Origin of the sequence: Thalassotalea castellviae (assembly GCF_031846185.1) — a bacterium.
Taxonomy (GTDB): domain Bacteria; phylum Pseudomonadota; class Gammaproteobacteria; order Enterobacterales; family Alteromonadaceae; genus Thalassotalea_H; species Thalassotalea_H castellviae.
Genome location: NZ_JAVRIF010000009.1, coordinates 135,760 through 149,765, shown reverse-complemented (window position 1 = coordinate 149,765; position 14,006 = coordinate 135,760). Strand labels below are relative to the sequence as shown.

The window sequence follows — 14,006 nt, the reverse complement described above, 5'->3', positions numbered from 1 at the left end:
GTAAAAAGGAATGTTAAAGTTAGAGGCTATTCAAGTGATTGAATAGCCTTTAATTTTTTAGATTTATAGTTTGAACAGACTAATTTTTTAGATTTATAGTTTGAACAGACTAATTTTTAGGTTTAGTTGCCAATTAAACCATTGATATGAGCAACGGCGCATCGACCTAATGCCCCCAAGGAATAACCTCCTTCTAATACCGAAACAATTCGACCTTTACTGTATTGATCAGCTATTCGCTTTACTTCATCGGTGACCCAACGATAATCTTGTTCAGTCAAACTCACTTGCGACATTTCATCCTCAATATGCGCATCAAAACCTGCGGAGATGAAGATCATTTCAGGTTTGAACTTTCTAAGCGCGGGTAACCATTTTTCGGCAATTATTTCTCTAAATTCAGGCCCTTTGGTTGTGGCATCTAGTGGCGTGTTAATAATTGGTGGCGTATCACTTGCTTGCATTTCAAAAGGATAAAAAGGGTATTGGTATGAAGAACAAAACAAGGTACCTTTTTTATCTTTGATTATATTTTCAGTGCCATTACCGTGATGAACGTCAAAGTCGACTATAGCAACTCGCTTTAATTTATAATGTTTCTTGGCATATTCTGATGCAATAGCGATATTATTAAATATGCAAAACCCCATAGCTTTATCTCGTTCAGCATGATGGCCAGGCGGGCGGGTAATACAAAATGCTGATGATAAAGTATTAGACATTACTAAGTCTACGGCATCTTTAGCGGCTCCTGCGGAATAAAGCGCGGCCTCTAATGATTTTGAACTCATCGCGGTATCATCATCGAGTCTGAAAAGTCCTTCTTTAGGAACATGTTCAAAAATATGATCTATATAATCTTTATCGTGAGCGAGCAATAATAATTGACGATCGAGTGGCGTTGCATCAATTTGTTTCACGACATATTCTAAACCACTGCGAATTAATTGATCTTGAATAGCCCCTAGCCGAGCGGGAGATTCTGGGTGGTATTCGCCCATATTATGACCATTACAGCGATGATGACTCAGTAGTCCAACCGTCATTAAAATTCCTTAAAACATTTATGATTGTGAATGCTCGTTATTTTTTTCTTTATATTTATTGGTTTCGAGTAAATCAAAAGTTAATGCAACTTCATCGAAGTCTTCCGAATAACCTCGAATAAAGCCTGTATTTTCAAATACTTTTAACATTGGAGCATTATCTCGTCTAACACAGGCAAGCAATTTGGCAAGGCCTCGTTTTTTGGCTATTTTGATTATTTGAAGTAAAAGTGTTGTCGCCATGCCTTTACCGCGTTGACATTCTCTGATCACAAACGCCACCTCAGCGGCATTCGCTGATTCAATATAATAATATCGCCCGACTGCTTGTATTACCTCGCCAAGATGTTCTTGTTGAGTGAAACATAAGGCAAGATCTTTATGTTGGTCTACGCTGACTAAATTACAAGATTTTTCACGTGTCATTTGTGTTGCGTGGTGATTATATCGCATCATTAAGGTTTCTTTAGTATGAGAATAAAAAAACTCTTGAAGTTTACGTTCGTCAGCAGGGCCTAAAGGCCTTAAGATATATCTATCACCGGCAAAGGTGTATTTTTTAAATTCAATGGCGCCTAATTCGGGAACGGAAGTGGGCGTATTATCTTGGTATTCTGGCACCCAATAATTTTTACGAACGTCTTTTAATAATTGCTCTCTAAATTTAGGATGAGCGATTCTGATCAGCTCTAAGGCGCGTTCTCGAATACTTTTACCAATTAAATTTGCAATACCAAATTCTGTTACCACATAAGCTACATGTCCTCTTGAGGTAACGACTCCGCCGCCTTCTGTTACATGTGGGACAATACGTGAAATTTTGCCATCTTTAGTTGTAGAGGGCAGTACAATAACAGGTTTTCCTCCTTTGCTTAGCCACGCTCCTCGCACAAAATCTACTTGTCCTCCAATGCCGCTATAAAAATGATAGCCGATTGAATCGGATACCACTTGACCGGTTAAATCTACTTCAATAGCACTATTAATAGAAACCATGTTGTCATTTTTAGCGATATTTACCGGTGAATTGATGTGCTCTGAAGGGTAAAACTCAACATGCTGATTTTTATGTACAAAATCATATAACCTTTGTGAACCAATACAAAAAGTAACAACGGTTTTCCCTTTGTGAAAGGTTTTCTTTCGATTGTTTATTACGCCACTTAACATGAGATCTATGATGCCATCTGAGATCATCTCACTGTGAACACCTAAATCTTTATGGTTGGCCAAATAGCGTAAAACCGCAGCAGGAATTTTACCTATACCAATTTGAATCGTTGAACCATTTTCAACCAACATTGCCGCGTACTGGCCAATTCGTTCGGAGACTTGGTCTATATCAGGCTCTGGTATTTCAGGTAAAGGTTCCTTGCCATCAAGCCAAGCATGTATTTGATTGATATGAATAAAGCTATGACCATTCGTGCAGGGCATATTGGGGTTTACTTGTGCAATAACATATTTGGCTGACTTTACCGCTGAGGCGACAACATCAACACTGACACCAAGTGAACAATAACCATATTCATCCGGTGGGCTCACCATTACTAAAGCCGCGTCGAGCGGTAAAATATTTTCCTTAAATAACGTGGGTATTTCTGAAATAAAGCAAGGAGTGTAATCTGCGCGACCTTCTGCAACAGCCTCTCGAACATTTTTACCGCCAATAAATAACGAATTGACCTTAAAGAGATCTTTGTGTTCAGGTAATGCCCAAACATTATCGGAGAACGTAAGGATGTGAACGGTTTCTATATCATGCAGCTTGGCACTGTGATCAATGAGGTTTTGAATTAATAAATTGGGAACCGCAGCATTTGAACCAATAAACACCCGGTTGCCTGACTTTAAAAAATCGCCCCATTGAACAGGAGTTCCCGCTTTATTTGTGAGTGACATAAATGTTCAAATTCCCAAAGAGTTCAAAAGTATTAATGAACACAATACTAATCTGTATTATCAAGATTATACTTGATATAACACAAAGTTAAGACGTATTTTTATTGTTAACTAGCTGTTTTCTATTCTAAAACCTATTTTAAGTGTTACTTGATAATGACCTACCGAGCCTTCTACTATATGACCACGTGTTTCAGTGACTTCAAACCAGTCCATGTTTTTAATGGTTTTATGACATTCTGCTAATGCGTTTTCAATGGCTTCTTCAATACTGTTTTTTGAAGAGCCAACCATTTCAACTTTTTTATAAGTGTGATGATCTGACATGGTAAATTCCTTAACATAAAGTTTAAACTACCTTAAATATAGTCAAAATTTATTAAAAGCCTAAGGTTGTTCAATCTAGACATTACGTTTCACAGGCTTTATGCTGGCGATAATATAACTGGTACGAACAGTAAGCTGATATAAATGTTCAGCGATAAAAAATTAAATAGGTAATCTATGACATATGCAGCAATTAAAGGTTGGGGGAAATGTTTACCTCCAGCTGTTTTATCAAATGACGATTTAGCGACATTTCTAGAAACGAATGATGAGTGGATCACCTCTCGAACAGGCATGAAAGAGCGGAGAATTTCCCACGTTCAAGTGAGTGAACTTGCCTATGTTGCATGCGAAAAAGCGTTAGCGGCTGCAGGTAAAGAAGCAGGAGATGTTGAATTAATTGTTTTTGGTAGTACTACATTTGATGAGTTATGTCCTAATGCTGCGTCTAATGTACAGCGTTTATTAGGCGCAAAAAATGCTGCTTGCATGGACGTAAATACAGCTTGTACAAGTGGTATGTATAGTTTAACGACGGCAACCGCTATGATTAAAAGTGGCGTGGTTAAATCGGCGCTAGTGATTGGCGCTGAAGCTATTTCGCCTATCATGGATTGGAGTAATAGAGATGTTGCTGTGTTATTTGGTGATGGAGCGGCTGCCTTATACCTTGAGGCAAGTGATGAGGAAGAAGGAGTATTAGCAGAGTCGTTAGGTTGCTTTGGCGAATCGCGTGATATTTTAGCCGTTGAAGGTTGGGGGATGAAATATGCCAATAAAGAAAGAGTACTGGGCGATGCAACCTGGGCTTTTCTTGGCCAAGAAATTTTTAAGAAAGCGGTTGCTGGCATGGCTCAAGGTTGTGAAAAGACGTTAAAGAAATTAAATTTTACTTCACAAGACATCGATTTAGTCGTTCCTCATCAAGCTAACTTGCGGATCATTGATTCGCTTGCCAAAAAACTATCATTAGATAAAAGTGATGTTTTTATTAATATCCATCGATATGGCAATATGTCTGCTGCCACCGCTTTGGTTGCTTTTGTCGAAGCCATTGAAGAAAAAAGAGTTAAAGCCAATAGCCATATTCTTTTACCCGCTTTTGGTGGTGGATTAACCTGGAGTGCACATATCATTAAATTTGGTCAGCGAATAACGCCTATTGGTTCCTCTCAGATAGAATTGCCGGCGTGTAATCAATCCGGACTTGAGTTGGTAGAGCAAATCATTAACAGTAAAAAGTAGCGTCATTTTTAGCAAATCACTATATAAACTAAAATCAATGCATCCTTTTTATTATTTAACCGTCTTTATAGATGAGATTAAATAATAAAGAGGAATGTTTATGTTAACTGAATCACAAAACTCAACTCAAAGAAAAGTTGAAAAGATGCTGTGAGTTTGACTTTTCTGTACATGGGATAGCCCATTATTGTTAAAGAAAGTGTGGTTGCCAATAAATGACAACCTTTGTTTAGTGTAAAGCAGCTAACACTGAGTTCTCGGTATGTGGAATTAACACTTTATAACCTTCTGATTCTGTATCCCCCCAGGTAGAACTGCGTTTGCTTTTAAATGTTTTCTTAATATTAACTAATCGGTTATTGATCTCTTTATAAGTAAACGTATTGGTTTGAGTTAAGTCCATGGTGAAAAAAATATAGGCACTGCCACTACCATCAAAAGTAATGGATGATTGAATTGGTGTGCCGCTTTGATTAATTAAAACGTTAAATTCACTTTTAAATTCATCCACATATTCATGCACTTCTTTGTTATCTATGATTGCTTCTAAAGGTAAGGTGAAATTAAGTTGTCGAACGTTTTCCTCGTTATGTGTTACGACTTCTTCACTAACAAACGTGGCTTTTTTTAAAGTACGCAATAAATTCGGAGCAGCTGATAACATGGTACTCATTTCGGCTACGCCTACACCATTAACGGCATTTAAAGTAGGGGTGTTTGCTTCATCATCATGTTCTTTTTGTTCGGCTTCTTGTTCAAGCTTTGAGATGGTTTCATTACTGTAAATAAGCTTTAACCCTTGGTTATCTTCACTTAAATTAACTTGTATTAAACCTTTCTTGGTTTTCTGCTTTTTTTTCTTGCCTCGTTTTTCTGTATAAGCTGACTCAACGATAGCCGATATAGGTGTATCACCGGTAAATTTTAATAAGGTTGATTTTAAATCAGTGAGTCCATCAGCGTATGCATTGAAACTTGATAGGCTGAAAAATGATGTAATCATAACGATAGATGAAAAGCGTAGTTCCACAGAAGATCCCTTATTTTCGTATGTTTTAGATTATTTAACTTATGGTGTAAATTTTTACCTGTCAGGTCAATTAAATTTACGTTAAAAAATGTGTCTAAACCTCAGAGTAAAGTAGTGTCATTTAGTTCAGAATAAAACGTATATTAAAGTGTGTCTAATTTGACCTTTTTTTAATTAACCTGTTATGGTAATAAAATTCATATCATAACTATAAGAGGATAATGAATGTCTCAAACAGCAACTAATGCAACAAAAGAAGATATTAGAGCAGCTTATATTTCTGCCGAGGATCTTAAGCTTGCGGTGTCTTTGCTCTATCAAGCATATCATGATGATCCCGTCTTTTTAGAAATTTTTAATAGTGAGAAAAGTGATTATGAGCAACGTTTGCGTTCTTCTATTAGGGAAGAATTGAATGCATTTTGGCAAGCAGAGCAACCCATTGTTGGCTTATATCTAGGAGACACTATGGTAGGTGTAGCTTGTTTGAATAGTCGTCAGACAGGTGTAGCAGCAGACAGGTTTTGGCATTGGCGATTAAAAATGTTACTCGGAGCTGGTTATTTCAGCACTAAACAGATGATAGAAAAGGAAGAAAAGGTACTGGATGCTGTTCCAATGAAGGAGTTTCATTTTCTCTCTTTTATAGCGATTCATCCTTTACATCAACACCATGGATTTGGCCATTATTTAATGGCTGCGGTTAATACCTTACTTGATGAATATTCGACAAGTGAAGGGGTCGCGGTTTATGCAACGTCAAAAAAATATCAAGAATTTTTTAAAGCCGTTGATTATGAATTTATAAAGAATGTCGACGTAGGAAATGTCTCTGGATCTCTAATGGTACATTATCGAAAATAAATCCTATGTTTTATGAGGAACACTTGCTTTATGCATTGGTATTCCTCATTTAACTTTATCCTTTCAGCTCATTCTTTTATCTATTCATGGATTTATTGCCAATAAATTTTGTCGTTCATCACAAATAATAAAAAATGCGTTACACGATGAGAAAAATTAACATTTAAATTACACCAAAAAAATTTGTAACTCGTCAAAGATCCGGTAAGGTCAGCAAAGATACGAAAGTTGACCTTAGCCTTCGGTTAAGTTCACAAATACTATTACAACGTGGCAAAACACCCGAAGAAGTTGCGAACTAAATTGTATGGTTATTATCTAATGAAGCATCTTTTATCACTGGCTCGTTCATTGACATTGCAGGTGGAAAATAAATCATATGATTTATCATATTAACTGTTGTATTCTTTTCTACGTTCTATAGCCACAGGGCTTAACTTAACCCATTTGAACAAATACATTATGATTATTTTTGTTATACCACTCGTTATAGCAAGGACCATTAATGGCCATCCGTTTTCAATTCCCATACTCAAAGCAAAGGCGATAGTTGAAATATCCATCATAAAAATAAATTGACTCATTTTTAAGTCGACTGCACCTGTAGCACCAGATTTTATAATTAACTTTATTTGATGATAATAACCTTGCGCGATTAATAGTGATATGACGAGAATGATAATTGTCGACACATAACGTCCTTCGTCAACAAATGTATCACCATAAAACAGCCCCGCCATTCCTAACATTAAAGAAACTAAAGCAATTAAGACGACATAAGCAGATGCATTTGTTTTTCTATCAAGCCATATTTCATACAAAATAACGCCTACCAGTAAAGTTGCGATTAAACGAGGCCACACAATGTAATGATTAAAAGGCTCAATAGAGTAACCATAAATGAAAAATGAAAAATACGCTAAGTAACTGACAGTAAACTGATTAATAGATAATAACTCTGTAGAACCAATACCTACCTCTTCTTTCTTCCTACGCCAAATAGTTCTTACTTGCGACAAGACACCATACAAACTTACAAAAATAAAAACAGTATTAACAGTTCCAAAAAAATCATAAACACTCATAGTTACCTCCAATATCTAAGTGAGGCTATTAAATCACACATTGTCGACAATACGTAGTTTAATCTGGTTATAAATTGAAATATTAGGTCGAATACGTACAAAGTGTCGACAATGGTTTGTGCATGGTCAAATATGACTGCCAAGCAGCCTGCCTGAAATCAATAGGATTAGAGTGATGGTTTGGGTCTTATCGGCAACTTCTGCTTTTTGGCACAAAATGTTCATTAAAATAATCTCTAAAGACCACTACAGGCTGGGCTAGCTAGAGAATATTCAAATTAACATCGCCCAGATGTTAATAAAGATACGATTGCAGACATTAGACTCATTAGTTTTTATGACTTCGCCTCTTTAATACACCTTCAGAAAAGTGAAATTATTGCTATTTAAACCATAACCTCTTGTTATATTTTTTAACGCTGCTCAGTTGCCAGTTTTAACCCTAAACTGATAAAAATTGTACCCATTATATTATTTAGAACTTTTGACATTCGATTGCTCTACCTCAAATAACTTGAGACTGAATGAGAAAACCACCTGCGACGGCAGGCAATACTTCACGTTCGGAAAAAGCATCTACATCTAAGAGAAAGTATGACTCCTGTTCATTACCATTGTTGTCAGACGAATAAAGGATTTGATGACCGTTAGGTGCCCAATAAAAATAGTCAGTTACCCCATTACCAAAAGTCAATTGCTTGGATTGACCTCCAGATACAGACTGTAACCAGATTTGTTGTTTGCCCGTAACAGTTGAAACATAAGCGATATATTCACCGTCTGGTGAAATACTAGTAAGTGAAACTCCTTGGCTTCTCGCGACTATTAGCCTACCTATTTGAGGCGAAGAGAAACCAGCAAGTCCGGCATTAAAGGTATATTTTTAGGTTCAATTGCTCGTAAAGAACTGTCGTAGCCCGCACTACCACCAACCTGCCCGTGTGCATCGATGTTTAACATCAAACTGGTAATTACGATACTATAAAAGTTTAATATTTTAGTGGGTTAACCATACAGTCAGTTTCCTTGTTGTACTTAATTAAAATAAACAATCGAGCGCATTGCTAATTAGCATGAGCTACTTGCGTCATCGTGCTTTATTTAGCTTCTTTCAATAAAATCATTTCTTTTGCGACGAGTGCTGCTGGAGGCAAAAACATTGTTGAGACGATTCGTTGGTCTACTACCACTGCATGTTTATCTTTTAGTGTTTTCTTATTCTGAGCGATAGCGCCATTTTTATTTAACTGACTTTCAATAAGAAAAGGCAAAAGTGTTCCTTGCTTTGCCCATGATTTAGATTTTTCGGTAGAGTTAGGAAAACCGGCAACTTTTTTTTCTTTCACCAAAAACTCACCGTTCGATAGTTTTACGTTTACGATACCTGCTGAGCCATGACCGCCGACACCGACAATACCACCTGATTCATATACCCGGCTTATAATCGAATGTATTTCCTTATTTTCTGCAACGTCAAACATAACCCCGTAACCACCACCAATGAATACTCCCCAGTAGTCATTTGGATCAGTTTGAGCAGGCGATAATGAACTGTTCGTTTTTTCTAGAAAACCTTCATACTTGATGGTGTAACTACTAATACCTAATGGATCCATCATAAAATTCACTTTTCCACCTTGAGGTGATACAAAGTCGACATCAAATCCATGACTAACAAAAATATGATACGGCGGAGCGAATTCCCATAAATTATTTCTTGCGTCGTGCTTTTCAGGATCGCCCATATCAATCATATTAGAGGCAACTATTAATATTTTTTTTCTAGGCTCTGCTGTCGCATTTGTCGTGAGTAACAGTAATGTTAGTATTATCGCCGTTAGTGTTTTCATCTTTTTTCCTTTTAGTAAATTGCTTTCGGGTGTCATTCGTGCTCATTATTAACGAGGCGTGTTGGCGTTATTTCATTCTTACAGCTAGTTGACCATATACAGTAAATTCAGTCTCTTTATCCCATGAGTTAAAAGAGACAAGTGTGGCAGTATCTTGATGTATAAAGGATTTACCAACTCCTTTAATAGGAGTGAGTTTATATTGATCACCATTGGGGAAATGTAGTGAAATCTGTTGATGTTCATCTTCATAACTAATGGATAACGCTAGTTGCTCGTTCCACAAGTAATTACCTACTAGAGACTTCAATATCTCTATCTTGGCTTCACGTTTGGTTTTGATGATTTGTTTAAAGCTGGACCAATCGTACAGTTTTGATGCGGTCATCATTAATTGGTTTCCTAACGCTGCACCATTGTCAGAATTAAGTAAATAAACTAAGCCATCTCCCGTTGTTAAGCTAATAGTCATGCCAGCTCGGTAACCCACATTACCGCCAAAATGGGTGAGAGTAATGTCATCTCCTTCATGGTTTAAAATAAACCCATAAACGTGGCCATCTTTTTCATTTTCAAGCATTTGCTTTATCTCTGATTGAGAAAACAAAGTACTCTTGCCTTGGTAGCCTTTGTATATTTCAAGCATAAAAGTAGCCATATCATTGGCGTTACTCCACATTCCAGCGGCGGCTAGTTCAGGATGAACTCTCCAACCACCTTCTATTTCTTTACCATTAGAGTCATGGCCTTTAGCAATTGAAATTTCCTGTATTTTTGAGTCTGGTTGATTTATAGAAGATATATCAGGAGAACGATAACTGGAGTTTTCCATCCCCAACGGCGTCAAGATCCATTTATCCATAATGCTGGAAAAATCTTTTTTGAATATATCCTTTAATGCAACTTGAGCTAACGTATATGCTGTTCCTGAATAAGCAAGTTGCACTCCAGGTTTACTAACAACAGATAAAGGTGCTGAATTTGAATGCTTACTACCTTGTAATATTTCAATATCGGATGGTATAGGCGACCCTTGTTCATATCCTAAAAAACCTCCAGAATTAATCCCCGAAGAGTGATCTAGTGTATTTTTAATCGTAATTGGCGCACTCTTCGTTTGCTTGCCTTTTGGCAGTTTATAGCTCTTTAAATAGTTTTCGATATTTTCATTTAAATCAATATGCCCATTTGATTGCATACGAATCGCAGCCATGACAGTAACAGGCTTTGATAATGAAGCCACTTGATAACGTGTATTACAATCTATTAACGCTTTGTTTGATGGGGACTTATAAATAGCAGACCACTCGATAACACCATCGTTCATTACTGCTAATGAAAGGGATGGAATATTAAGATCTTCTAACCGTTCTTCAATGCTAGATAAAGATTCCTCTTTGTTAGTGAATAGCGTTTTCGACACGATACCGTTTTCAAATTGAGCTTTAATATCTGCACTTGAGTTAGTTGAAAAACAAACACTCGCAGCCCTTAATGTCGCTTCACTTTTTGTACCGCTTACAGAATATGACGTTAGAGAAATAGAAGCTGCAAAGGCCAATAGATAAGACGCTTTATTCATAGTTACCTGCTTTTTAGTTCAATAAATTTAGATTGTGAAAAGAAGTTAAGGGAATGGTGAAAATAAGTCGTGACAATCTTGTGATTTGTTATGATTTCATGTGACTAAACGGAGGATGTATGTTAATTTTCAGATACTTACCTTTGTTAAAATATTTTATATGCGTTGGCAAATTAATCATTATATTTTTTGTGACGAAAAGCAGACTTTGCTATCTGAGAATAGTTCGAGCCAGTTAGAACCTATGATGGTAGAGCTTTTAGTTTACTTTTGTCAGCATCCGAATGAAATCATTAGTAAAGACCGACTAATTGAATATGTATGGCAAGGGCGCATTGTTTCCGATAATGCTGTGACTAGGATTATCACAAAGCTCAGGAAAGTATTTCTAGATGATGCAAGAAAGCCTAACTTTATCGCTACTTTTCCAAAAAAAGGTTACAAGTTTATCGCTAATGTTAAACCTTTAGCTGATTATAAAGAAAAACAACCTTTGATCGAAATACATGCTGATCGAAGCAGCGAAATAATTAGAAAAAGTAATCACAAACTTTTGTTACTAACAACTTTTCTGTTCATTGCTGTATTTTGTTCTTGGTTACTATTTGTTCAAGAAAAACCTAGTTCTGAGCTAACAATAGATAATGACATTAAAATTTCAGGTTCAATTGTTCTTACCACTGATGCCGGTAATGAAGTTCAACCTTCGATTTCTCCTGATGGAGCTAGAATTAGCTATATGTCGATTACATCAGACAACCAAATTAACCTTGTCATCAAAAGTTTAAAAAGTCATGAGAAAGTATATGTGCAACATAGTAATGATGTAGATGTTGGTCCTGCGAGTTGGAGCCCAGACGGTAAAGAAATAGTTTACTTGGTAACTAGTGTCAATACTTGCCAATACTACACTAGAGCCGTCAATGGTCTGCAATTAGAAGAGCCAGAATTGATTTATACTTGTAATACAGGAAGTTATGGGGGGATGTCGTATACCCACGATAAGAATACAGTTGTATTTTCAGAAAATAAAGGGGCTGGTACACCCTATGAATTATTTGAGTTAAATCTTAAAACCAAAATAAAAACACGATTAAATCAGCCGAGTATTCATCTGGCAGGAAATAGTCAATTTGATCTCCACCCAACAGAAAACAAGCTTCTCATTTCATCGCCTGATGAAAAGCAGTGGGTAGGGTTTTACTCTCTTGATTTAGATAGTGAAAAACTTAATTTACTGTTCAAGCAAAATGCTTATATTTGCTGCGGAATATGGTCTCATCAAGGAGACAGAATTGTCCTTATGGATGGTTTCCCATCATATCAATTGGCTAGCTATGATTTATCAGGTAAGGAAAAAGAAATTATTTTTTCTGCCAGTGAACAAATCGTAAGACCCTACAGACATAGTAACGGCAAGGACTATTTATATGTTGCAGGTAGGCATAACAAAGATATTAAACTTGTAGATCTAATTAATGGGAACAGCAAAACTATTGCAAATGCTAGTGTTAGTGACAGGCTACCAGCATTTTCTCCAAACGGTAAAACAATAGCTTATATAAGTGAAGCTACAGGCAGTGAACAAATATGGCTTTATGATGTTGTGACAGAAAAACGCTTAAAGCTAACTAACTTTGATAACCAAAATCACTACTTCGATTTGAAGTTTTCTCCAAATGGCCAAGCGCTAATAGCGCTGGGTATCAATAGTATATTTTATGTTAATTTATCTGATTTTATAGTCACCAAATTACCTTTACCAGAGCAGGAACTGCGCGCTGTATCGTTCAAAACAGATCAACAAATTAGTTTTAGCATGAAAAAACAAGGTAAATGGCAAGTTCACATTTATGACTTAATGAGTAAAATTTCATCAATTGAATCCCCTAATTGGAAATATGTCCAGCATGCAAGTAATTCTGGAAACACTATTTGGGTAGACCAAAACAATATTGTGAAATCAGGACCAAATGGAACGATAGATACAAATACTCCGACTGATGATATTTCCTTAATTACTCATCGTTCTTTAAATATTAAGAAGTATGGTGAGCAATGGTTCTGGTTAGCATTAGGACAAAAAAACGCAATAAAAAGGTATTCAGAAAAAACTAAGAAAATTGATATTTTGGCAGACCAATTACCATCCAGATTTGATATTTCAAAAATGTCACTTGTATATGCTTATACGAAGAATCGAAATTTCGATGTATTCTCTAGTAATTAAATAAAACGAGTTTTGATATTTTTCGTTAAATATAACTTTCTCGTGTATTTGAAACTGATAGTCGGCTAACAGATTGGTTTAGCCTCATAAACTAGCAGAGGCCAGGTCTTAGATTAGGTTGCGGTTTCTTTCATAAAGGCATTTTGTCGATTTTAGGCTCTGCTGAACTGATTATAGTAACTCAAGGGTTAAGGTCAGCTGTTGGCTATCGGCTGACCTAAGTAATCAAAAATAGCTTACTTGTGCATTGCGCACTGAGTTGCCATTATTTTATAGCCTTTTGTGACGTTCCTTGATGATTTTCTGGCAACTGCTAACGCAGAAACTCTGCTCATTTGCTATTAATTTAATTACTACTTAGGAAGTACGATTCAAGAATTGTGATAATTTCTGATGATCCACAATTGGGAATTCCCTGAACGTTAAGACTGTATCTTAATACCTTGTAAGACATCTCCTACATTCTCGTAAGATATTATGTCTTTATTGTTACAAGTATGTTAAATCACGTATGTAAATACTTGTTTTATAAAGGGATAATTGTTAATTTCCTTGTAGACGTTTTTTCGACGTGATTTTATTTTATTTTTATCCCTACGAAAATTTCAGATATTGCGTAATATTAATCATGTCAGGAAGACAAAGGGCAGGGAGTCCTCAAGCTTAGGTTAGCTTATTAAGGATAATAATTGGAGACTTAAGGATAAAGTCATCGGTAGAAACCGAAAGGATTTTATAAGGATGTACTTGTCAAGGAAGAGCGTTAGGATAACGCGTAAGGACGACAAATATAGCTCAGGATGATGCTATTTAAATGGATTTTTGGACTTCGAAGGATTTGTTAA

At 36.2% G+C, this 14,006-nt stretch carries 11 protein-coding genes and 1 pseudogene; 4 read left to right on the top strand and 8 right to left on the bottom strand.

The features are described 5' to 3' along the window. Positions 1-122: 122 nt before the first annotated feature. The 3 genes from RM573_RS14925 to RM573_RS14915 all read right to left on the bottom strand — a co-directional run bounded on the left by RM573_RS14925 (position 123) and on the right by RM573_RS14915 (position 3,275). Positions 123-1,046, bottom strand: coding sequence for a histone deacetylase family protein (locus RM573_RS14925; protein WP_311583809.1), 924 nt, complete (start codon positions 1,044-1,046; stop codon positions 123-125). 18 nt (positions 1,047-1,064) lie between these two features. Further along, complete coding sequence (locus RM573_RS14920) at positions 1,065-2,948, bottom strand: GNAT family N-acetyltransferase (protein WP_311583807.1); 1,884 nt, start codon at positions 2,946-2,948, stop codon at positions 1,065-1,067. A 111-nt stretch (positions 2,949-3,059) separates the two neighbouring features. Then, a complete protein-coding gene (locus RM573_RS14915; RefSeq protein ID WP_311583805.1) occupies positions 3,060-3,275 on the bottom strand; it encodes a dodecin in 216 nt (71 codons plus the stop codon). Between the two features lie 177 nt (positions 3,276-3,452). Between RM573_RS14915 and RM573_RS14910 the strand changes: the two genes are divergently transcribed. Continuing rightward, positions 3,453-4,520: a ketoacyl-ACP synthase III gene (locus RM573_RS14910; RefSeq protein WP_311583804.1), complete on the top strand. Its 1,068-nt coding sequence runs from the start codon at positions 3,453-3,455 to the stop codon at positions 4,518-4,520. Between the two features lie 229 nt (positions 4,521-4,749). On the opposite strand, the gene RM573_RS14905 is transcribed toward RM573_RS14910, so the two are convergent. Continuing rightward, positions 4,750-5,550, bottom strand: a complete 801-nt coding sequence (locus RM573_RS14905; RefSeq protein WP_311583802.1) for a hypothetical protein — start codon at positions 5,548-5,550, stop codon at positions 4,750-4,752. Between the two features lie 225 nt (positions 5,551-5,775). Between RM573_RS14905 and RM573_RS14900 the strand changes: the two genes are divergently transcribed. Both RM573_RS14900 and RM573_RS14895 read left to right on the top strand, forming a co-directional pair. Further along, positions 5,776-6,414, top strand: a complete 639-nt coding sequence (locus tag RM573_RS14900; RefSeq protein ID WP_311583800.1) for a GNAT family N-acetyltransferase — start codon at positions 5,776-5,778, stop codon at positions 6,412-6,414. A 260-nt stretch (positions 6,415-6,674) separates the two neighbouring features. Then, a pseudogene (locus RM573_RS14895) lies at positions 6,675-6,788 on the top strand (SDR family oxidoreductase); the annotation flags it as partial. An 18-nt stretch (positions 6,789-6,806) separates the two neighbouring features. On the opposite strand, the gene RM573_RS14890 reads toward RM573_RS14895, so the two are convergent. The 4 genes from RM573_RS14890 to RM573_RS14875 form a co-directional block, all read right to left on the bottom strand. Continuing rightward, entirely contained in the window at positions 6,807-7,499 is a 693-nt protein-coding gene (locus RM573_RS14890; RefSeq protein ID WP_311583797.1) for a hypothetical protein, read from the bottom strand. A gap of 505 nt (positions 7,500-8,004) precedes the next feature. After that, the gene (locus RM573_RS14885) at positions 8,005-8,193 is read right to left on the bottom strand and encodes a hypothetical protein (protein WP_311583795.1); all 189 of its coding nucleotides are present in this window, start codon (positions 8,191-8,193) and stop codon (positions 8,005-8,007) included. Between the two features lie 403 nt (positions 8,194-8,596). After that, positions 8,597-9,349 (bottom strand): type 1 glutamine amidotransferase domain-containing protein, encoded by a 753-nt coding sequence (locus RM573_RS14880; RefSeq protein ID WP_311583793.1) that lies wholly within the window; start codon positions 9,347-9,349, stop codon positions 8,597-8,599. A gap of 67 nt (positions 9,350-9,416) precedes the next feature. Further along, entirely contained in the window at positions 9,417-10,931 is a 1,515-nt protein-coding gene (locus RM573_RS14875; protein WP_311583791.1) for a serine hydrolase domain-containing protein, read from the bottom strand. A 160-nt stretch (positions 10,932-11,091) separates the two neighbouring features. Between RM573_RS14875 and RM573_RS14870 the strand changes: the two genes are divergently transcribed. Continuing rightward, positions 11,092-13,161, top strand: a complete 2,070-nt coding sequence (locus tag RM573_RS14870) for a winged helix-turn-helix domain-containing protein (protein ID WP_311583789.1) — start codon at positions 11,092-11,094, stop codon at positions 13,159-13,161. Positions 13,162-14,006 lie beyond the last annotated feature (845 nt).

What these genes read in the sequence shown, in the direction of transcription:
- RM573_RS14925 (WP_311583809.1), bottom strand. Translation starts at nt 1,046, where the DNA reads ATGACGGTTGGACTACTGAGTCATCATCGCTGTAATGGTCATAATATG.
- RM573_RS14920 (WP_311583807.1), bottom strand. Translation starts at nt 2,948, where the DNA reads ATGTCACTCACAAATAAAGCGGGAACTCCTGTTCAATGGGGCGATTTT.
- RM573_RS14915 (WP_311583805.1), bottom strand. Translation starts at nt 3,275, where the DNA reads ATGTCAGATCATCACACTTATAAAAAAGTTGAAATGGTTGGCTCTTCA.
- RM573_RS14910 (WP_311583804.1), top strand. Translation starts at nt 3,453, where the DNA reads ATGACATATGCAGCAATTAAAGGTTGGGGGAAATGTTTACCTCCAGCT.
- RM573_RS14900 (WP_311583800.1), top strand. Translation starts at nt 5,776, where the DNA reads ATGTCTCAAACAGCAACTAATGCAACAAAAGAAGATATTAGAGCAGCT.
- RM573_RS14890 (WP_311583797.1), bottom strand. Translation starts at nt 7,499, where the DNA reads ATGAGTGTTTATGATTTTTTTGGAACTGTTAATACTGTTTTTATTTTT.
- RM573_RS14880 (WP_311583793.1), bottom strand. Translation starts at nt 9,349, where the DNA reads ATGAAAACACTAACGGCGATAATACTAACATTACTGTTACTCACGACA.
- RM573_RS14875 (WP_311583791.1), bottom strand. Translation starts at nt 10,931, where the DNA reads ATGAATAAAGCGTCTTATCTATTGGCCTTTGCAGCTTCTATTTCTCTA.
- RM573_RS14870 (WP_311583789.1), top strand. Translation starts at nt 11,092, where the DNA reads ATGCGTTGGCAAATTAATCATTATATTTTTTGTGACGAAAAGCAGACT.